At 42.2% G+C, this 19,585-nt stretch carries 15 protein-coding genes and 2 pseudogenes; 11 read left to right on the top strand and 6 right to left on the bottom strand.

Features of this window, described 5'->3' with window-relative positions:
* Positions 1 to 244: 244 nt before the first annotated feature.
* From EQO05_RS16220 to EQO05_RS08740, 4 genes and pseudogenes are all read right to left on the bottom strand, one after another.
* A pseudogene (locus tag EQO05_RS16220) lies at positions 245 to 579 on the bottom strand (UPF0228 family protein).
* Positions 580 to 944: 365 nt separating this feature from the next.
* A complete protein-coding gene (locus tag EQO05_RS08750; RefSeq protein WP_240664504.1) occupies positions 945 to 1,586 on the bottom strand; it encodes a hypothetical protein in 642 nt (213 codons plus the stop codon).
* 12 nt (positions 1,587 to 1,598) lie between these two features.
* Positions 1,599 to 2,156: a matrixin family metalloprotease gene (locus EQO05_RS08745; RefSeq protein WP_128505667.1), complete on the bottom strand. Its 558-nt coding sequence runs from the start codon at positions 2,154 to 2,156 to the stop codon at positions 1,599 to 1,601.
* Between the two features lie 537 nt (positions 2,157 to 2,693).
* The gene (locus EQO05_RS08740) at positions 2,694 to 3,053 is read right to left on the bottom strand and encodes a hypothetical protein (protein ID WP_240664502.1); all 360 of its coding nucleotides are present in this window, start codon (positions 3,051 to 3,053) and stop codon (positions 2,694 to 2,696) included.
* A gap of 726 nt (positions 3,054 to 3,779) precedes the next feature.
* On the opposite strand from EQO05_RS08740, the gene EQO05_RS08735 reads away from it, so the two are divergent.
* The 6 genes from EQO05_RS08735 to EQO05_RS08710 all read left to right on the top strand — a co-directional run bounded on the left by EQO05_RS08735 (position 3,780) and on the right by EQO05_RS08710 (position 10,115).
* Positions 3,780 to 4,844 (top strand): 60S ribosomal export protein NMD3, encoded by a 1,065-nt coding sequence (locus tag EQO05_RS08735; protein ID WP_128505663.1) that lies wholly within the window; start codon positions 3,780 to 3,782, stop codon positions 4,842 to 4,844.
* Positions 4,845 to 4,864: 20 nt separating this feature from the next.
* On the top strand, positions 4,865 to 6,040 hold the full coding sequence (locus EQO05_RS08730) for an ATP-grasp domain-containing protein (protein ID WP_128505661.1): 1,176 nt from the start codon (positions 4,865 to 4,867) through the stop codon (positions 6,038 to 6,040).
* 139 nt (positions 6,041 to 6,179) lie between these two features.
* A complete protein-coding gene (gene tfe / locus EQO05_RS08725; protein ID WP_128505659.1) occupies positions 6,180 to 6,674 on the top strand; it encodes a transcription factor E in 495 nt (164 codons plus the stop codon).
* Between the two features lie 10 nt (positions 6,675 to 6,684).
* Positions 6,685 to 7,197: a TIGR00295 family protein gene (locus EQO05_RS08720; protein ID WP_128505658.1), complete on the top strand. Its 513-nt coding sequence runs from the start codon at positions 6,685 to 6,687 to the stop codon at positions 7,195 to 7,197.
* A 258-nt stretch (positions 7,198 to 7,455) separates the two neighbouring features.
* Positions 7,456 to 8,091 (top strand): archaeal proteasome endopeptidase complex subunit beta, encoded by a 636-nt coding sequence (gene psmB, locus EQO05_RS08715; protein ID WP_128505656.1) that lies wholly within the window; start codon positions 7,456 to 7,458, stop codon positions 8,089 to 8,091.
* 110 nt (positions 8,092 to 8,201) lie between these two features.
* Positions 8,202 to 10,115, top strand: coding sequence for a beta-CASP ribonuclease aCPSF1 (locus EQO05_RS08710; RefSeq protein ID WP_128505654.1), 1,914 nt, complete (start codon positions 8,202 to 8,204; stop codon positions 10,113 to 10,115).
* 46 nt (positions 10,116 to 10,161) lie between these two features.
* Here EQO05_RS08710 and EQO05_RS08705 read toward each other — a convergent pair whose 3' ends face one another.
* Positions 10,162 to 10,824 carry an HAD family phosphatase gene (locus tag EQO05_RS08705; RefSeq protein WP_128505652.1) on the bottom strand — a complete coding sequence of 221 codons (663 nt, stop codon included), beginning with the start codon at positions 10,822 to 10,824 and terminating at the stop codon, positions 10,162 to 10,164.
* 974 nt (positions 10,825 to 11,798) lie between these two features.
* Between EQO05_RS08705 and ftsZ the strand changes: the two genes are divergently transcribed.
* The 3 genes from ftsZ to EQO05_RS08690 all read left to right on the top strand — a co-directional run bounded on the left by ftsZ (position 11,799) and on the right by EQO05_RS08690 (position 15,081).
* Positions 11,799 to 12,980: a cell division protein FtsZ gene (ftsZ, locus tag EQO05_RS08700; RefSeq protein ID WP_128505650.1), complete on the top strand. Its 1,182-nt coding sequence runs from the start codon at positions 11,799 to 11,801 to the stop codon at positions 12,978 to 12,980.
* A 124-nt stretch (positions 12,981 to 13,104) separates the two neighbouring features.
* The gene (locus tag EQO05_RS08695; protein WP_128505648.1) at positions 13,105 to 14,586 is read left to right on the top strand and encodes a dihydropteroate synthase-like protein; all 1,482 of its coding nucleotides are present in this window, start codon (positions 13,105 to 13,107) and stop codon (positions 14,584 to 14,586) included.
* A 36-nt stretch (positions 14,587 to 14,622) separates the two neighbouring features.
* Positions 14,623 to 15,081, top strand: a complete 459-nt coding sequence (locus EQO05_RS08690; protein ID WP_128505679.1) for a hypothetical protein — start codon at positions 14,623 to 14,625, stop codon at positions 15,079 to 15,081.
* 326 nt (positions 15,082 to 15,407) lie between these two features.
* Here EQO05_RS08690 and EQO05_RS08685 read toward each other — a convergent pair whose 3' ends face one another.
* Complete coding sequence (locus EQO05_RS08685) at positions 15,408 to 17,441, bottom strand: sodium-translocating pyrophosphatase (protein WP_128505647.1); 2,034 nt, start codon at positions 17,439 to 17,441, stop codon at positions 15,408 to 15,410.
* An 872-nt stretch (positions 17,442 to 18,313) separates the two neighbouring features.
* Here EQO05_RS08685 and EQO05_RS08680 point away from each other — a divergent pair.
* Both EQO05_RS08680 and EQO05_RS15960 read left to right on the top strand, forming a co-directional pair.
* A pseudogene (locus tag EQO05_RS08680) lies at positions 18,314 to 18,967 on the top strand (sodium/proton-translocating pyrophosphatase); the annotation flags it as partial.
* A gap of 195 nt (positions 18,968 to 19,162) precedes the next feature.
* Positions 19,163 to 19,255 (top strand): sodium/proton-translocating pyrophosphatase, encoded by a 93-nt coding sequence (locus EQO05_RS15960; RefSeq protein ID WP_164888513.1) that lies wholly within the window; start codon positions 19,163 to 19,165, stop codon positions 19,253 to 19,255.
* Positions 19,256 to 19,585 lie beyond the last annotated feature (330 nt).

Below are 19,585 nucleotides of genomic sequence, written 5' to 3'. Positions count from 1 at the left end.
TTTTTGTATAAAGTGTTAAATTTATGGTATTTGCAGCCATTTAGATTCTGCAATTACTTCCTTATCTTTGATTATTAGAAACTTTATACAGGAAGAATATAGAATGTAATGCCCCAACGCGTATTCAAATATATAAAAACAGAGAACGCGAAACTTTGCATGATCGAGATATTTATGCTGCAAATATCAAAAACTTTGCCTCAAAAACTTGAACCGTCAGGTTCATGTTTTAGGGCGAGGTAGTTCACGATTCAATTGATTCAAAATATACAGTGAAGATATTTTCATTCATCTCAAGCTCACGTTTTAATTCATTCGCACGTTCCTCTGAAATCCCTTTATATGGGCGATCCGTAATGATAATATGGCAATAGAAGAATTTATAGCCTGAAGATCGTATTTATCCAGCATTGAAAGGAAAGTTTCATTTTGAATAGCTTGTTTAGATACCAGAATTATGTAATAATCTCCTTTTTTAACATCAGAAGTAAATCCAGTCCAATCTTTTTCGTTTCCAAATTCACTTTTTATATCCATCACTTCATCTTCATCTACTATTATGTAGTAATTGTCCGGCATATTATCAACAGTAAAATCTAGCTTATATCTAGCCAGATTGTAATTTTCGAGAATAGCTTTTGCTTCCTGCTCACTGATACCATCCATAAATTGAATGGTTAAACCAGCTACTTTTCTCTCTTCTGATTCAGGAGTTACTGTTGGAGTATAAATTGTCATTTTTACAAATAATCCATAATTACTACAAAAATCAGAAAAATAATAAAAATGGTAATTTTTTTATTTATTTTACTCATATCAATCACCAATAAAAAAAGGAGGGGCGTTAGCTCCTCGTTATATGCAGTAATTCTATCAACATATTTTTATTTTGTTGAATGTGTTCATAAAACTAAACTACATACCGTATTCTAATACAAATTACATCATTCTTTAATTGCGCTCAATAATTCATCCTGATTGACAGTTTTGTCACGTCTTACAGCTTTCCCATCATCAGTCAATGTGAACTTACCTAGCATACATCCTGTAACTCTGAGATGTTTTGGCTCAATGTTACTAGTACTTGTAACAACATCGTCCGTCAAAAAAAGTAGAACCTTTTCACCTGGTTTGAATGTTGGTTCATAATCAACTTCTAAAGTATCATTTCCTATTGTCCCGCCATCTATTCTCACCGTGACCTCTTTAGATGACGACGGGTTTTTGAGATATTTGTCTACACTTATGGTAATATCTGTGTAGATAGAGTTCTCCAGGCTAAATGAATCAATACCATTAGGTCTTTTCCCGTCGGCAGAAGTCCATTTGCTTGGAAGTATTTCTTTCACTATACCTATTACAATCATCTCAGAGCGGTTACTCAATTCTTCAGTATCTAGTAGTGGAAGTGATGCACTGGATTTACTATATAAAGGCATATCATTATTTGCAAGTTTAGTGTTATCTTGTGAGGGACTATTTGTAAGTTTAATACTATCCTGTGAGCCTGACAACGCTAGAGCACTTAACATTATCAATGAAACTGCTCCAACAAAAATGATCATATATTTTATATTCTTATTCATTGTCATCACCTTTTAAGGATAAATATGCTTAATACCTGCTATATCGTCTGAATGGAGAGTCCTTTTCTTTATTTCGTTGCTAGCTGTCCATTGATACATTGTTTTCTCGGAATCTATAGAATCGTATAAATCCCACAAAGTTAACCAATGCCCGAATTCGTGAGTAGCTACACTCTGAACATCATATTTACCTGATTCTCCACCTGATGCTGTTGACCAAGGATAATCGGTGTTAAAATACGTTTTATAACCTATATTATAACCCCCACCATGGGTTGGAACAGCAAGTCCTAGATATGTATCTCCAGCACTTGTGCAATATATCCTGTTGTCGGCTGCGCTTGTTATCCATTTGAAGGTGAACGCTGCACCCGCATTATTCCATGCAGTTGCACCTGCCTTTATAGCAGTTGTCCAAGAGCTTGGAACTGAAGAGTCTATCTTAGGAACTACATAATTTGCGTTCCATTTATATCCACTATACGAGTATGCTGACGCCGGAGCTGCCATATTTACCAAAAAAATAGTTAGTAATAGCGTTACTATCAACGTTCTTTTACCAATTTTCACATTTTGTCCTCCTTTTAACCCTAGGAGGCAGAATCAGGCAAGCTTAAATAAAAGCAAAGCTAACATAATCCACGCCTCTTGGGGCAGATTTTATGGAGTTCGGATGACTGGAAAATCTTTCAGACTCTATAAATTTAGTTGTATTCACTCTTTATAACTTTTTGTATAAAGTGTTAAATTTATGGTATTTGCAGCCATTTAGATTCTGCAATTACTTCCTTATCTTTGATTATTAGAAACTTTATACAGGAAGAATATAGAATGTAATGCCCCAACAAGTACTCAAATATATAAAAACAGAGAATGTAGAACTTTGCAGTCATATAAGCTCAGATCTAGTTCTAGTTCCTAATCCAAAGTTTTATAGCAAACGAATTATATTTCTATATATGGTGAGAATAGAGGAAATTGCCACTAATAGAAGATTTTTGAGGATCCTAACTTTTTTAGAGACTATTACCTGATTTAATTGACAGAAAAGACGCTATCACTTAAATAGAAATTAAGAGAAATTTGCCCGGTTTGATACAATCAAATTCATGGAGAAACAATACTTAGATCCAGCTGATTACCGCGATGCTCATCTATATTAATATATATTACGTCTGTATCGCTCAAATTCGAATAAATAGTTTCAGTCTTTGTAATATTGTTATCTAATATAACTTCAATAAATGTCCCTGTTACCAATCTAGCCGGATATTGACTTTTTATTTTTTCTTCAGGATCCAAGACATATAATTCGTTAAATATAGAGCTATTATTTGAATCAAATAATTTCACAGTAACTTCATGACTTGTATTATCCTGATTATGTATAACTAACGTATTATTTTCTGTTTCTTCAGAGAGAGTATTATGCCCGATAACAGAATGTAAAACAACAATGTATACCAACAAAAGGCATATACCTGCAAATATGTTTAGCAATCTTCTTTGCATTTTAATCCCTTAATAAAAAAGGCCTAATATAATTTACATATCTTAAAGGGATTTGTACCTCTAAAAAATTGTATAATCTACTCATTAAAGTAACTTTGATTTAATGAATATATATCAATTTCCTGAAGGTCAGGCTGGAATCCCTTTTCTGATAGTTTAAGTGTTACCTGACCATCAGAATTTCGATTAGAGTGAAAGTAACTCAAGAGTACTAAGAAGGCTTTATTTCATCAAATTCAGGTAACTCTGTAGAATGGGTTGCTAATAAAATAAGAGTAACAAAGAAAACAGGATATGATTGGCAGAAGAATTAAAAGACCTGTGGAACCTGTGTGACTCAGACAATTCAGGAAATCTTTATATACGACAAATACCTATTTAAGAAAGGTTCAAACTATATATTTTTAAATTCATCTATAGCTGATTCACCTGATAATACTGACATGACTTTCCGCTGGTTTTGCGTTTCGGGAAACTGGGGGAACCTTAGTAAAAGATAAAATTTGTAAATCCAGCTATTTTTAAATATCATGAGCAGGGTTAACAGGTAAATTGTCAGTTATATTCAGGTAGTTTATTCCAAGAATTTTCCTTCCTGAGAACTCAAAGATTACTTTTCAGGAAGGCTGTTATTCAAGAAGATTTTACTATTTCAAGAACACCATAAAGTAAGGATTACAGATGAATTTCATCACATGCCCCAGATGCGGCAGAGAATGCTACAGGCTTTTTGACTCGGTTTGCAGGGACTGTTTTTTTGAGACTTTCAAGCTGATTGAATTGCCCCATGTACTCCATGTAAGGATATGTTCAGCTTGCGGAGCGCACTTTCATAGAAGCCGGTGGGAAGATATCGGCAATACGGAAGATGTGGTGTTGAAGGCTGTTGAAAATGCCCTTTTCATCCACAGCGAAGCCGGAGACGTGGAAATCTATCTCGAACCCAGAGAGATTACGCCCTATATTTACCGGGTGAGAGCCGAAGTCGATGCTGTGGTCCGGGAAGAGGCTGTGCACGCCGAAGCTGAAACCGAGATAAGGATTCAGCGGACAGCCTGCGATATGTGCAGCAGGGAGTCCGGAGGATACTTTGAAGCTATAATCCAGATCAGGGCGGCAGGCAGGCTTCCTGCCGAAGAAGAGAAAAGGCGCTGTATGGTTATCGCCAGGGAAGCCATGGAGAGCATGAAAAAAAAGGGTGACCGTCTGGCGTTTATAAGTGAGGTTCTGGAGCAGAAGGAAGGTATCGACCTTTACATGGGTTCCATGAATGCCAGCAGGCAGGTCTGCCGGCTAATTACTTCCGAACTGGGAGGCAGCTTTTCCGAATCTCCCACTCTTGTGGGAATGAAAGATGGAAAGAACCTTTACAGGGTTACTTTCTCCCTGCGGCTTCCCGAATTCAGGCCAGGGGATGTAATAAGGTTCAGAGGAAAGATTATCCAGGTCAAGAGCTCGGGAAAAAAAGTTAACGGAATTTCCATAGAGGATGGTTCCAGATTTATCTCAACTCCTGAGGAGTTAAAAGGAGCAGAGAAAATAGGCAACATGGGAGACGCGGTTTTAACCGTGCTTGTCTCAATTGAAGACAATGCGATTCTGGTGCTTGATCCCGAGACTTATGAGACTGTTGCCATAAAGAAGCCGATGTCTTTCAATGCCGAAGCCGGGAGCGAGATCCCGGTCCTGAAAACCCCATACGGAATCTTTGCTCTGGCACACTCCGAGATTTCGCAGGCAAAATGAAAGGCTAGGGAAGAGGAAATATGCAGAATATCCTTGTAATCGGATTTAATACCCGGAACATTGTTTGCTCTGCAAGCCGGGCTGGATATACGGTCTGCTCTATAGATGCTTTCTGTGATCTTGACCTGCAGGAATGTGCCCACGCGTCGGCACTTCTGGAGTGCAGGACCGTACAGGAACTGCATCAGCTCGACACTTCACGGATAAAAGCTCAAATGGCTGAATTCGGACTTGAATTTGATGCCCTTGTTCCGGGCTCGGGACTGGAGATGCTGGACCATAAGGAATTTTCCTGTCCTGTACTTGCCAGCAGTCCGGATGCCATCCAGAAAGCTTCAGATAAACTATACCTTTCAAAAAGGCTTGAAGCCCTTGGAATCCCTCACCCACGCTGCTATTCTCCGGAAGAAATGGATGCCATAGAGTATCCGGTTATGATTAAGCCAGCTTCAGGAGGAGGAGGTATCTTCAACCGGGTTGCCAGAGACAGGCATGAGCTTTTAGCTAATCTCGAGGAACTGCGCAAACTGAACCCGGAGCTTACGGAACAGAAAGTTGTTGTCCAGGAATTTATTGAAGGGATACCTTCAAGCGTTTCCTTGCTTTCTACAAAGAATGAAGCTCTCGCAGTAGCTGTGAATGAGCAGTTAATAGGAATACCCTGGCTTTCGCGGCTGCCCTTTGCTTATTGCGGAAATATAACCCCTTTCAGGACCGACAAAGTTGAGGAAATAGAAACCCTTGCTGAGGAACTGGTGCTTGGATTCAAACTCCAGGGCTCGAACGGGGTGGATTTCCTGATTTCGGAAAAAGGGCCTGTGGTACTTGAAATAAACCCGAGGTTCCAGGGAAGTCTCGATACTGTCGAGAAGGCGATGAACATTAACCTTTTTAATGCCCATGTCGATTGCTTCAGAGGGGAGCTTCCAGAAAAACCCGAAGCTAAATGTTTTGCTGCAAGAGGAATAATCTACTCGGATCGAGAACTTTTTATAGACAGAAGACTCATGGACGTCATTCTGAGGGAAAAAGGCGCTGACATCCCATCCCAGGGAACTGTTGCAGAGCCTGATGGGCCTCTTACTTCTCTGTTCGCGTGCACCTCTACCAGGGAAGAGGCAGTCCTGTCAATTAAAAGAGGGGCAAATAGAATAAAAGCTTTTATAGAAAACCAGATGGAAAGAAAAAGTGCCTGAGATATGTCGAAAACACATAATTTCAGGATTAAGAAAGTTAGATATTTCGGGCTAAAGAAAGTTACCTGAAGAAAAAAGGGGAATGTAAACTTTAATACTGGTATGTCCAATTCATATTGGCATTCGCGAGGTGAACATATTGGTCGATGTACATGACAAGGTAATTAGAGGATATCTCATGAGCCTTGTAGGGGAAGAAGGGCTACAGATGATAGAAAATATGCCCGAAGGTGAGGTTACGGATGAAGAAATTGCAGCAAAGACCGGAGTTCTGCTGAACACTGTGAGGAGAACACTCTTCATATTATATGAGAATAAATTTGCAATCTGCCGCAGGGAGAGAGATTCGAACAGTGGATGGTTAACATACCTCTGGCGCCTGGATTTTTCTGATATAGAGCACCAGCTGATGAGGGAAAAGAAAAAATTGCTCCGCAACCTGAAGACGCGCCTTGAGTTTGAAGAAGACAATGTTTTCTATACCTGCCCGCAGGGCTGCGTTCGCCTCCTTTTTGACGAAGCTACGGAAACTGAGTTTCTCTGCCCTATGTGTGGAGAAGACCTAGCCTTCTACGACAATTCACATTTTATAGAAGTCCTGAAAAAACGCGTAGATGCCCTTAGTTCGGTATAAGTGATCTGCCTTGCCTACCCGAACCGAAGCAATACAATTGCTTGAAGAAACCGGATGCTCTCCCAATGTGATCGAGCACTGTAAGGAAGTTGCATCGCTCGCAGTTGAGATGGCAAATAAAGCAAAAACAGCAGGACATAATGTAAATTCGGAACTGGTAGAAATCGGGGCTCTCCTGCACGATTTTGGGAGATGCAGAACTCATGAAATCGCTCATGCGGTAGAAGGGTACAGGCTAGCCAGAACCAGGGGAATAGATCCGGAGATTTCCGAGATAATAAAAAGACATATAGGAGCAGGAATCTCAAAGGAAGAGGCTAGAAAGTTAGGGCTTCCTGAGGATGACTATTTCCCGCGAAGCCTTGAGGAAAAAATAGTTGCCCATGCCGATAACCTTGTAAAGGGAACGCATAGAATAACTATAGCTGAGAGAACTGCGCTAATGCGTAAGCAAGAAGTACCGGAACATGTAATTCAAAGGGTAAATAAACTTGCTGAGGAGGTCGAAGGACTTTTCAGTTAAATCCCGCAGTTATCAGGAGATCAGAACATTTAAGTATCCTGTAACGGAAAAAGAGAAGAAATTATTTTGCCAGATCTTCCTCCGAATTTAGATTTAAACGCGATCAATAAAAGGGAGGAGGAAAACTTATATATAGCGATATTAATAATGAGATAATGAAGTGCTAAATCCTGCGATTTAAGTTAAAAATACTCACCTCACTAAAACATTTTTTTTAGCGACATTTTCTCATTTTTAACTTATTATGAGGGTATGTTTATGGATAATGACAAATATCTAAAGGGCACAACTACCGTAGGAGTAGTTTGTACCGATGGTATCGTGCTCGCAAGCGAACAGAGAGCCACAATGGGGAATTTCATCGCAAGTAAAACCGCAAAGAAGGTTTACCAGGTTGACGACCTTGTAGCAATGACCACTGCTGGTTCGGTAGGAGATGCCCAGCAACTTGTGCGGCTCGTAAATGTGGAATCACAGCTTTACAAGATGCGCAGGAACGAATCTATGACAATAAAAGGTATTGCAACCTTGATGTCAAACTTCTTAAACGCCAACCGCTACTATCCCATGATGGTTCAGCTCCTTATTGGAGGGGTTGACAAAAACGGCCCTGGGATCTATTCACTGGATGCCCTTGGAGGAAGCATAGAAGAGACAAGAATCTCGGCTACAGGTTCAGGTTCTCCCATGGCATACGGGGTCCTTGAGGACCAGTACAGAGAAAACATGACTGTAAAAGAAGGCCTTGACCTTGCTATCCGGGCGATCCACAACGCAACTAAAAGAGATTCAGCATCCGGAGAGAATATTGATGTAGTGGTGATTACTAAGGAGGCGTTCAGGAGGCTGGACCCCGAAGAAGTAAAATCCATAAGGGTTTCATTAACTAAATAACTTGATTTGTTGGTTTTTTATTTTTAACACTAAACTAACATCTTTTTCAACCTATTATTTTTTCAACATCCACATACTTTTTCATTTTTTGACAAAAAGGAAGATTCTTAATGCCTATTGAAGACGTGCTATTAGACCTCAAACATAAAATTGAGAAAAACCTACCCGCAGGAGTTACAATTACCGATGTGGAATTTGAGGGTCCTCAGCTTGTGCTATACACTGAAGAACCCCGAAAATTCGCAGACGATGGGAATATTATTCGCAACCTGGCAAAAGAACTCAGAACGCGGATTGCCATGCGCCCTGACCCCAGGGTACTTGCAACTCCTGAAGACTCTATTTCTATAATCGAAGAAGTTGTTCCAAAAGAATCCGTAATCTCGAGTTACTATTTTGACCCTGACTCCGGTGAAGTAATTATCGAAGCCGAAAAACCGGGTCTTGTGATAGGAAAGCACGGAGCCACCCTTCGTGAAATCACAAAACAAATCGGCTGGATTCCCAAGGTTGTGCGAACTCCCCCTATCAAATCCCGTACAGTTAAAAATATCAGGGAGTTTATGAGGAACAACCTCAAGGAAAGAAAGGAAATCCTCAAATCCGTAGGGAGGAAGATTCACAAAGAGTGTACCTCAAAAGACCAGTGGGTAAGGATTACATCACTAGGAGGGTGCAAAGAAGTAGGGCGGAGCTGTTTCCTGCTTTCAACTCCGGAATCCAGGATCCTGATTGACTGCGGAGTCAATGTGGGCTCGGATGAGAACATGACTCCTTACCTGTATGTTCCTGAAGTTTTCCCCTTAAATCAGATCGATGCCGTGATAGTTACTCACGCACATCTGGACCATCAGGGACTTGTTCCTTTGCTTTTCAAGTACGGGTACGAAGGGCCTGTATACTGCACGCCGCCTACAAGGGATCTGATGGTACTGCTCCAGCTCGACTATATTGATGTGGCAGCGAAAGAAGGGAAAAAGATTCCTTACGAGTCAGGTATGGTAGCAAAGACCCTTAAGCACATAATTCCTCTGGACTTTGAGGAAGTAACGGACATTGCTCCGGATATAAAACTCACTTTCCATAATGCAGGTCATATTCTGGGATCAGCCATTTCCCACTTCCATATAGGAGACGGACTGCATAACGTGGTTTTTACGGGGGACTACAAGTACGAGAAGACACGACTTTTCGATCCTGCCGTCAATAAGTTTCCAAGGGTTGAAACTGTCGTCAGTGAAGCTACATATGGGAACTCCAATGCTTTCCAGCCCTCACTTAAAGACGCTGAAAGGCACCTCCAAACGGTAGTTAAGAATACCGTGGAGAGAGGAGGAATTTGCCTTATTCCGGCTTTTGCAGTCGGCCGAAGCCAGGAAGTTATGATTGTGCTTGAAGAGTCTATAAGGAAAGGGCTAATTCCCGAAGTTCCGGTCTATCTGGACGGAATGATCTGGGAGGCGACGGCAATTCACGCTACACATCCCGAGTACCTTAACAATGACCTGAGGAAACTGATCTTCCAGAAAGGCCAGAATCCCTTCCTGTCCGAATGCTTCAGGCCGGTTGACTCTCATGAAGCGCGCCAGAAAATACTTCAGAACCCTCACCCCTGCGTTATCCTCGCAACTTCGGGTATGATGAATGGAGGACCGGTTATGGATTATTTCAAAACCTTTGCTGATGAACCGCGTAATTCCCTGGTGTTTGTAGGGTATCAGGCTGATGGGACAGTCGGACGTAGAATCCAGAAAGGATGGAAGGAAATCCCGATGACGGGAAGGGGCGGAAGCACCGAGATTCTTAAGATGAATATGGAAGTCCAGGTAGTTGACGGCTTCTCAGGTCACTCCGACAGGAGGCAGCTTATGGACTACATCAAGAGAATGCAGCCCCGTCCTGAAAGGGTCTTTACCGAACATGGGGATGAGAAAGCCTGCGTTGACCTGGCAAGTTCGGTTTACAAGAAATTGAAAATTGAAACCCGGGCTCTTACAAACCTTGAAACCGTAAGGTTGCTGTGACCCCCAGGGGCCACAATTCTCTTTTTGAAGAAAAGAATAAAATTTTTCATGCCCTGAGCCCGTTATCAGGCTCAAGACCTAGAAGATGTTGCATTAACTGTCGGTGATCTCCTACTACAAGATCTGCCCTATCAAGCTGTGAAGGCTCGATATACGTGGGAACCCCTATGCAGTAAATTTCGGCATTTTTTGCAGCTTCTACACCCAGAATAGCGTTTTCTATTATCACACATTCTTCCCGCTGCACATTAAGGAGTTCGACAGCTTTAAGAAAAGGGTCGGGATGAGGCTTTGAGTTTATAATATCGTCTCCTGTGACCACAATATCGAATATGCCTGGAAAAAGCTGGTCAACGATACTGTGAACAATGAGGTGGTCAGAGCCCGAAACTACTGAAAGCAAGAAGCGCGTTTTAAGCACCTCAAGGCATTCTCTCATTCCCTCGAAAGCCTTCAGCTCAAAGACCCTTTTGAATTCCTGCCTGTAAATTGAGGTAATAGCTTCGAAATCATATGCTCCAGGTTCTTTCCTGGCTTTTCGGATAAGCAGGGGAAGCCCATTCCTGGGATTTGAACCTTCGATTGCATAAATATCCCTGTCCTGAATTTCCATACCCATATCAAGGAAGGCCTTTTTCCAGGCTGCTGCATGGAAGGGCATGGAATCCACGAGAACGCCATCCATATCGAAAATTAACGCTTTTAACACGGTTCTGACTCCAGAATGAAAACTGAATAATTTTGGATTTAGATTCACAGGAATTAATGCAACCAGGATTCCCGGAATTAAGATAAAAATGACTTTGAGACTTTAAAGCTTTCCCGGGAAAATTCCTGGGATAGGTACAGTTTTAATTATGCTCTTATAAATATAACACGGCTTTTGCGAATCTAACATATTTTATTAATAGTGCCTCTTTCGAATGTTAGTGGTCTATTCATTAAAGATCTGGTTTTCGGCGAGATACTGAATAAATTAATTTGAAGATATCCAGATAAATAAAATTAAGGAGATTCCCTGAAATTTATTGCTGGTGAACCATAAATATGGAAACACCTATATTAATTTAAGGAACATTAATCCAAAAAATCAAGCAAGAGCCCCGAAATCTCGGAATAATACCGAAACAGTTTTTAATAGGAGAATTCTACTTAAAAGTAATAATATAAACAGTCTCATTAAATTGAAAGAATTCCGGTCGAAAATATTATCAAAAAGAATCAAAGGATTACAGTGCTGGTCCCTGAAGCCAGGCATGGCATAAAAGAATGGAGAAGATTAGATCGGAAAAATTGCCCTGACTTGGAGAATCAGGAGAGCATTGCTGAGAGGAAGAAGACTCCCTATAAAAAATTAAGTTGATATATATAAACATTTTGGCAGTTCCTCACCCTGCATCTTTGAGAATTAAATGTTAAAGGAAGTAAGAGAGTGAATATATGAGATTTATGGGTGACATATTTAAACTTGATAAACAATTTAAAAGTATTGTTTAAATACGTCCGAAATATTTAAGTTCGCAAGAGTGCCAACTTATTAAAGATAACGGATGAAAATCTTTAGTATGTTTTAAAAGTTATCTCATAACTCCACTCAGAGTATTGAAAGGTATGTGACCCCCGATGTAAAGGGTGGGGAGTCAAAAGTAAACATCAGACACAAATCCAGTCGAGGGGATAGAATTGCAATCTATAGTACAGGAAGCAATGAAATTCAGCGAAAAAGAGAAGGAATATCGGAAGAATTCCTCCTCTGATGACGACTTCGAAGAGTTCGGTCAGCCGCGGATCATGATTGTAGGATGCGGGGGTGCCGGGAATAACACAGTGAACCGCCTCTTTAATATAGGAATCGAAGGCGCAGAAACGGTCTGTATCAATACCGATAAGCAGCACCTTGATAATGTTAGAGCTGACAAGAAAATCCTCGTGGGAAAAACCCTCACGCGAGGACTGGGTGCAGGCGGTTACCCCGAGACAGGAAAGAAAGCTGCGGAACTTGCAAGGGGTACTCTTGAAGAAGTGTTGAAGGACGTAGATCTTGTTTTCATCACTGCAGGCCTTGGCGGAGGTACCGGGACAGGGGTTGCTCCTGTAGTTGCCGAAGTTGCAAAGGAACAGGGAGCAATCGTTGTAGGGATGGTCTCCAGCCCCTTCAGGGTTGAAAGAGCCCGGATTTTCAAAGCCGAAGAAGGACTTGAAGACCTGCGCAGGGCAGCCGATACAGTAATTGTCCTGGATAATAACAGGCTGCTTAACTACGTGCCTAACCTTCCTATCGACCAGGCTTTTTCGGTAATGGACCAGCTGATTGCCGAAACCGTAAAGGGAATAACCGAGACAATCACAGTGCCCTCCCTTATAAACCTTGACTACGCCGACATCAGGACTATAATGAGTTGTGGCGGCGTTGCAGTTATGCTGGTTGGTGAGTCAAAAAGCCAGGATAAGAGCACTGAAGTGGTGAGGACTGCTTTAAACCACCCCTTGCTTGATGTTGACTACAAGGGCGCTACCGGAAGCCTTGTTCATGTAACCGGCGGACCGGACCTGAGCCTCAAGGAAGCTGAGGAAATTGCATCCATGCTTACCTACGAACTTTCGCCAAGTGCAAACGTCATCTGGGGCGCAAGGATCAGAGAGGATTATGAAGGCAAAGTCAGGGTAATGGCAATCATGACAGGTGTGCAGTCGGCCCAGATACTTGGTCCTCAGACAGTAACCGGAATCCTGGAAGCCAGAACCGAGACTGACTTCATGCAGGAAAGAAGGTTCGGGAAAATGTCACCTGCAGACCGGTTAAGGACTGGGGCAGGGGCTCTTAGAAAGAAGCATGACGAGTCAATCATTGATTTTATAAATTAAATCAGGCTCAAGTAAAAGCCCGGGTTCTCCAAGCTGAAAAGTTCGGGCTTTTCATCCCTGATAATTTTTAACCTATTCGTTTCAAACAGATACTCTTTTTTATTAGCGCTTCTATCTAAAAAACATGAAGATTTTGATTGCAACAGGGCGGCTTGCGGAAAATACCGTCAGAAAAGCAATCGGGGAAAAAGCTGACATCCTCGTAGCTGATATTGACATTGCCGCCTTTATCACCCCTAAAAAGCTGATTATGGCTTTTCAGGAAGCCGGACTTTCGAAAATTTATGATTTTATCCTGCTTTCGGGGCTTGTGGCAGGAGATTTTTCGAAAGCTTCTGAGGAACTGGGGTGTAAAATCCGGCTTGGACCGAAGCATGCTTACGACCTTGGTTTTGTACTCCAGTTTGCCGGAAAAGTAGAATTTTCCGAAAAAGTCCCTGCCTGTGAACTCCTGGCTGATGTCCGTAAGGAGATGGCTATTGAGTTAATAAGAAAAACTGAAGAAGGAGCCCTCTCGCCCCTTACACTTAGAGGTGTGAAAATCGGAGGAAAGGCTCGCATGAAGGTGATGGGAGAGATTGTAGGAGCTATGGAAATGGATGCTCCGGCACTCCAGGCAAAAATCGAAGCTTTTATCGCCCGGGGAGCAGATATAATCGATCTTGGGGCTACCCTTAATACCCTTCCGGAGCAGGCTAAAAGAGCCGTATCCCTTGCAAAAACCTTTACAAAAGCCCCGATAAGCATAGATACTCTTGATCCTGAACTGATAAAAGAAGGGGTAGAAGCAGGAGCAGACCTTGTCCTGAGTCTTAATAGCACCAATCTTGAGACCGCAGGCCCCATCATTGCCAGAGCAGGGATTGCAGCCGTTATAATCCCGGATGAGGAAAGGAGTCTGGAAAGCTTTGTCAGGAATGTCGAAGCTGCCCGCAGGCTTGGGATTGAGAAAATTATAGCCGATCCGGTTCTTGATCCAGTGGGTCACAACATTACCGAATCCATTGTACGCTATTATGAATTTCACAGGATGTATCCTGAGATTCCCGTATTCCTCGGGGTCGGTAATGTTACTGAGCTTATGGATGTAGATACGATAGGAGTTAATGCCATGCTCTGTGGGATAGGAGCAGAAGCCGGAGCAAGTATCCTCTTCACCCCCGAATTCAGTGACAAGGCGCAGGGTTCGATCAGGGAGCTCAAAAGAGCATCGGAGATGATGATGCTTTCCAGTGTTAGGGAAAGTTCTCCAAAAGACCTGGGGCTTGACCTCCTCTGCATAAAGGAAAAACGCAGGCGGCCTGATTTTCCACTCCCGGAAAATGCGATCCAGGCCAGACCTTCGAAAATCTGGCGTGTAGACCCTGCAGGCCCTGTCCGCATACGTATAGTACCGGACATCAGAAATGGAAACGGCGGATTAATTGTAGCCGAACACGAGAAAGCTTCAGTCGTGGGAAAAAACGCCAGGGAAGTTATGGACAGCCTGCTTGAACTGGAACTGGTCTCCCGTCTGGATCATGCCGCATATCTGGGAAGGGAACTTGAAAAAGCCGAACTTGCCCTGCAGTTTAACAGAAGCTATGCCCAGGACGATGAGTTCTGAGCGTGAGAAATGCAGACAAATAGAGACGTGAAAAAAATGAGACTCGAAAACGACGATAAACAAGCAATTTTTGAGATAGTGGCAGCCCGCTATTTCACAACGCAGAGCTGGAAATGGGTAAACCTGAGAAAAGATGCTAGCAAGATCCTCAAAGCCCATGATGAGTTGAATGAACAGTACGCGTCGTACTCTTACGTGAGCAAGGACTGGTATGTGGAAAACATGGGATCCAAAAACGTTCACATGTGCAGCACCTGGGAAGAGCTTAAAAATCTCGTCGCATTCCTGAATACCCATGGGAGTGTTTTTAATTTCCTTGTCAACACAGGAAACCGGAAATCTTTCTGCCTTGTGAGCGACTCAAGGGATTTAACCGAAGCCCAGGCAGGTGCGATTAAAGAAGTTCAAAAGCTAGGGTACAATACATTTATTTTCCTCGCCACAGTCCCGGACGAAATAGAGTTCCAGCTACTGCAGGTTAGGGGAGTTAACTGAGCTCTCCCGACCTTCCAGGCTTTAACCGGTATATCTACTGCTTTGGCCGGAAAAGTACAGAAAGTAATTTTTATCCATTTAATTTACTATTGTTTCTGTTTTTTCCTTATCAACCGGATCTTAGCATCTGCTTCGGACCATCTGAAGCAAAAAGTTTTTAATTGAGTTCTTTCCAATAGGAATACGCTTTCCTATTAGAGAGAAAGTAAATTAAATACTTCACTGGTAGATTAAACAACCCTAACTTTGAAACTAGCTTAATTAATGAAGAAAAAAGAATCAAAAAAGAAAAAAGGAAGAAAAAAGGAAAAAAGAAAAAAAGGATATCAGACGATAAACAGGGGTGCAAACACAACCGCAACAATGCTCATGAGCTTTATGAGGATGTTGATTGCCGGACCTGCAGTATCCTTGAAAGGATCTCCTACAGTATCTCCTGTTACACCTGCCTTATGTGCATCCGAACCCTTTCCACCAAAATTTCCGCTCTCAATAAACTTTTTGGCATTGTCCCATGACCCGCCTGCGTTGGACATCGTAATTGCAAGCATAAAGCCTGAAACTACAGAGCCTGCAAGCAGCCCTCCAAGTGCACCAGGCCCGAGTATAAGTCCGACGGCAAGGGGTGAAACGACTGCGAGTATGCCGGGCCCGATCATCTCTTTCAGGGCAGAATGCGTTGAGATTGCGATACATTTGCCATAGTCAGGCTCGGCTTCGCCTTCCATGAGACCTTTGATCTCTTTAAACTGTCTCCTCACTTCCATAACAACTTCCCCTGCGGCATTTCCGACAGCCAGGATAGTCATTGACGAGAAGAGGAAAGGCAGCATTGCACCGATTATAAGCCCGATGAACACGTTCGGGTTCATAACATCGATAGCAGTAAGATTTACTCCAATACTATAAGAAGAGAAGAGGGCAAGTGCAGTCAGAGCTGCCGACCCGATCGCGAAACCTTTGCCAATAGCTGCGGTCGTATTTCCTACCGCATCAAGGGTATCGGTAATCTCACGTACCTCTTTTTTCTGGTGGGACATCTCGGCAATACCGCCTGCGTTATCGGCTACAGGACCATAGGCATCAACTGACAGTGAGATCCCGAGCGTAGCAAGCATTCCTACGGCTGCGATAGCTATGCCATAGAGGCCGGAAAGCAGGTATGCAATATAGATTGTAGCGCTGATGATGATAACAGGCCAGACTGTCGATTCCATCCCTTTTGCAAAACCTGTGATAATATTTGTAGCCGCGCCGGTTAAACAGGAATCTGCAACCGCTCGGGTCGGCTTTCTCTCATACGATGTATAGTACTCCGTAATCTGCCCGATAAGGAACCCGGAAACAAGCCCTGCAACACTTGCAAAAAAGACCTCTAATCCGTACTCTCCGAGAAGCTGAGACGTAATAAAATATGACGCAATAACTGTCAGGATAATTGCAGAAATCAATCCAAGGTTGAATGCCATATGAATTGCCGAAGCCTCGGTTTTTTTCGTACGGACAAAAAAAGTACCTATAATGGATGCAAGAATTCCAGCAGCGGAAATCAGCAGTGGAACCAGAATGACATTCTCAATCGAAACGCCGGGAAAGGTTATAGCTGCTGTTGATGTTGCAAGAAGCATTGTTGCGACTATAGAGCCGACATAGGATTCGTATAGATCGGCTCCCATGCCCGCAATGTCTCCGACATTATCGCCTACATTGTCAGCAATTACAGCAGGATTTCTCGGGTCATCTTCAGGAATTCCGGCTTCCACCTTGCCTACGAGGTCAGCTCCGACATCCGCAGCTTTGGTAAATATACCGCCACCTACGCGGGCAAAAAGAGCAATAGACGAAGCCCCGAGTGAGAAACCTGCAATGATATTCATTACGGTAGTAAAATTGAGATCTGTGAAATAATTTGAAATAATTATAAATGAAGTTGATAGCCCGAGCAAGCCGAGACCCACAACGCTCATTCCCATAACCGTGCCTGACGCAAATGAAACCCTGAACGCAGGACCGATGCCTCTTGCGGCAGCATTTGTTGTTCTGCCGTTTGCAATAGTAGCTGTAAGCATACCTGCATACCCGGCTGCTGCAGAGAACACTGCGCCTAAGACAAAGCATGCTGCAGTAAGAATTCCATTAGGAAGAACTAATGCAATTATAACCGAAAGCAAAACGACAAAAACAGCGATCGCACGGTATTGCCTGTTAAGGTAAACCATGGCGCCGTGGTGAATTGACGCAGTAATTTTTTTGATAACATCATTCCCTTCGCCTTCTTTTTGGACATTTTTATAGGATACACCTGCAAAAATCAGACCAATAAGGGCACATATTGGTGCAAGGTAGATTAACACATCCATAAATTCAACCGTCCTCCGGAAAACATCGCAAAAATCTTTTTGGATGCTGGGTACTCGAAGTACTTTTTAAATAATTGTTTAGTTGTTTAAACTCATACTGATAGTTTAGTCGAGATCTACGGAAACTGCCCAATTCAATTTCGGAATAATTCTCGTTTTTCAATATGAGCACACACGTAGTAATGGGCATCTTATATAAATCTACTTCACAGTATTATGCAGCTAGATTTATAAGTAACGTTTCTTTAGTATTTTTTCTACCAATGTGGTCTTTCAAAAGTTATTGTTATGTAATCAGAATAAAAAACTTCGTTTTTCTACAATATTGTCCCGGAACCCGGAAACTTATTACCTTATTAACTTAGTATATAAATGCCTAGTGAATGCGATTTTACAAATAGAATTTCTTTTTTCTATCTGAATTTTACCGATATCTTTATAATTTAGAGGAATTTAACTGAAAAAACACAGGACAAGCCCTTTAAAAGGTAAAATCTACAGGATTAGGCCCTCAACAAACTGCTATTATTCCAATTCCAGTTCTTTGTATTGCCTCAGCGATAGGCTATGAATTGTAACCAGTCTGGTTTCGTCGGCCGGAAAACATATACTATTAGTAGAAAGAGAAGGGCTTTCTGAGAATTAAGTTAGAGTTATTACCCGGGAAAGGGGTAAAAAGTACATATAAAAAACAACTGTTTACGCTTTTGTAGAAACGATGTTTTAACAATTCAAAGTCGATTTATTGAAAATATCTTGAGAGAGTTGCAGCCCGGATTAAATAGACCATAAACAAAGTAGAAAAAACCTGAAGCTCCAGTTTTGGTCTTTTATCAGGATAAAAATATACTTCAAATTAATGGTTTACCGGAGCATCAACTCAGGCTGTAACTACTGGAGCTTACAGGGCAGTTGAATATATCAAGATGAATATACAGCTTGATGAAAACGCCAGCCAGAAAGCAGCCACGGAAAAATCAAAAGAAGTGGTAAAAATCTGCACCCAGTATGCGCAGCAGGGAATGTTCAATATATTCATCGCCATATTCTCCTTTACTCTGTCATTTTCCTGCCTCTCTGCCCCCATAGCCGGAAAAGACTCTGTGGCATTATTTAGCTCCTATCTGATCTCTATTGCCGTATTCGGACTGTTCCAGGCTGTTTTCATGGCAAATGCAGGTGGGTGCTGGGATAATGCCAAAAAAGTCGTCGAAGCAGACCTTCAGGAAAAAGGCACACGTTTACATGAAGCAACCGTAGTAGGTGACACTGTCGGCGATCCGTTTAAAGATACCTCATCAGTTGCCCTGAATCAGATTATCAAGTTCACTACCCTGTTCGGCCTGTTAGCGATGGAAATCGCTATCTCGGAGTCATTCCGAAATATGGCTCCCTATGTAGGAGGCATATTCCTTCTGGTTGCGTTCTTCTTTGTCTGGCGCTCATTCTATGGAATGAGAATCCCTCTAAGGAATGAAAGTCCCAGCAGGGAAGTAATGAAGGAACCGGCTGCTGATCAAGAATAACCGGGACAAGCCTTACAATATCCCGGATGTTGTAAGGCTTCTTCCACATGAGATACGAACCGAAAGTTCTTTTTCTATTCTCCGGGTATTTTTTCTTTAAAGATAGAGCTCATAGTAGCAGGGTTCGTTATTGCTCCTCTTATGGATAACGAGAGAAGCGGGATAACGCAAAAAAACTGACCGAAGATGGAGCGCATGGAGAAAATCTGTGAAGCCCATAAAGCTGCAATAGGGGATGCTGTAGGTGATCCTTCCAAGGACACTGCCGGCCTGCCCTCTACGCCCTGATAAAGTCCTAAACACGATAGCAATACTCTTCTCCCCCTTATGATAGGCAAAGGTGTTTCCTAAAGTAAGGAAGTACGGGAGTCCCATGAGAGGCATTAAACCTTCCTCAGTTTCATAGAAATAACCCATTATGAATCTTTTTTATCAGTTATAGTAGATAAAAAGAGAATTGGGAAGCTAAAGAAATAGGAACTGAAACAGGAACTGAAACTCGGAAGAAACAGAACTGAAATCCGAAAGAAATAGTGAGCTGAGAGTTTAAAAAATTAGGAAAAGAGTTCCATTGTTACTCATTAAATTGATAAGTAGAAGTAGTGTGAGCGGGTTGGG

Origin of the sequence: Methanosarcina sp. MSH10X1, assembly GCF_004099695.1 — an archaeon.
Lineage (GTDB): Archaea > Halobacteriota > Methanosarcinia > Methanosarcinales > Methanosarcinaceae > Methanosarcina.
This window is presented reverse-complemented; position numbering and strand designations above follow the sequence as displayed.

Coding starts and splice junctions, on each gene's coding strand:
- EQO05_RS08690 (WP_128505679.1), top strand. CDS start 14,623: ATGAGACTCGAAAACGACGATAAACAAGCAATTTTTGAGATAGTGGCA.
- EQO05_RS08685 (WP_128505647.1), bottom strand. CDS start 17,441: ATGGATGTGTTAATCTACCTTGCACCAATATGTGCCCTTATTGGTCTG.
- EQO05_RS08750 (WP_240664504.1), bottom strand. CDS start 1,586: ATGAATAAGAATATAAAATATATGATCATTTTTGTTGGAGCAGTTTCA.
- EQO05_RS08730 (WP_128505661.1), top strand. CDS start 4,865: ATGCAGAATATCCTTGTAATCGGATTTAATACCCGGAACATTGTTTGC.
- EQO05_RS08695 (WP_128505648.1), top strand. CDS start 13,105: ATGAAGATTTTGATTGCAACAGGGCGGCTTGCGGAAAATACCGTCAGA.
- psmB (WP_128505656.1), top strand. CDS start 7,456: ATGGATAATGACAAATATCTAAAGGGCACAACTACCGTAGGAGTAGTT.
- EQO05_RS15960 (WP_164888513.1), top strand. CDS start 19,163: ATGGAGAAAATCTGTGAAGCCCATAAAGCTGCAATAGGGGATGCTGTA.
- EQO05_RS08710 (WP_128505654.1), top strand. CDS start 8,202: ATGCCTATTGAAGACGTGCTATTAGACCTCAAACATAAAATTGAGAAA.
- EQO05_RS08735 (WP_128505663.1), top strand. CDS start 3,780: ATGAATTTCATCACATGCCCCAGATGCGGCAGAGAATGCTACAGGCTT.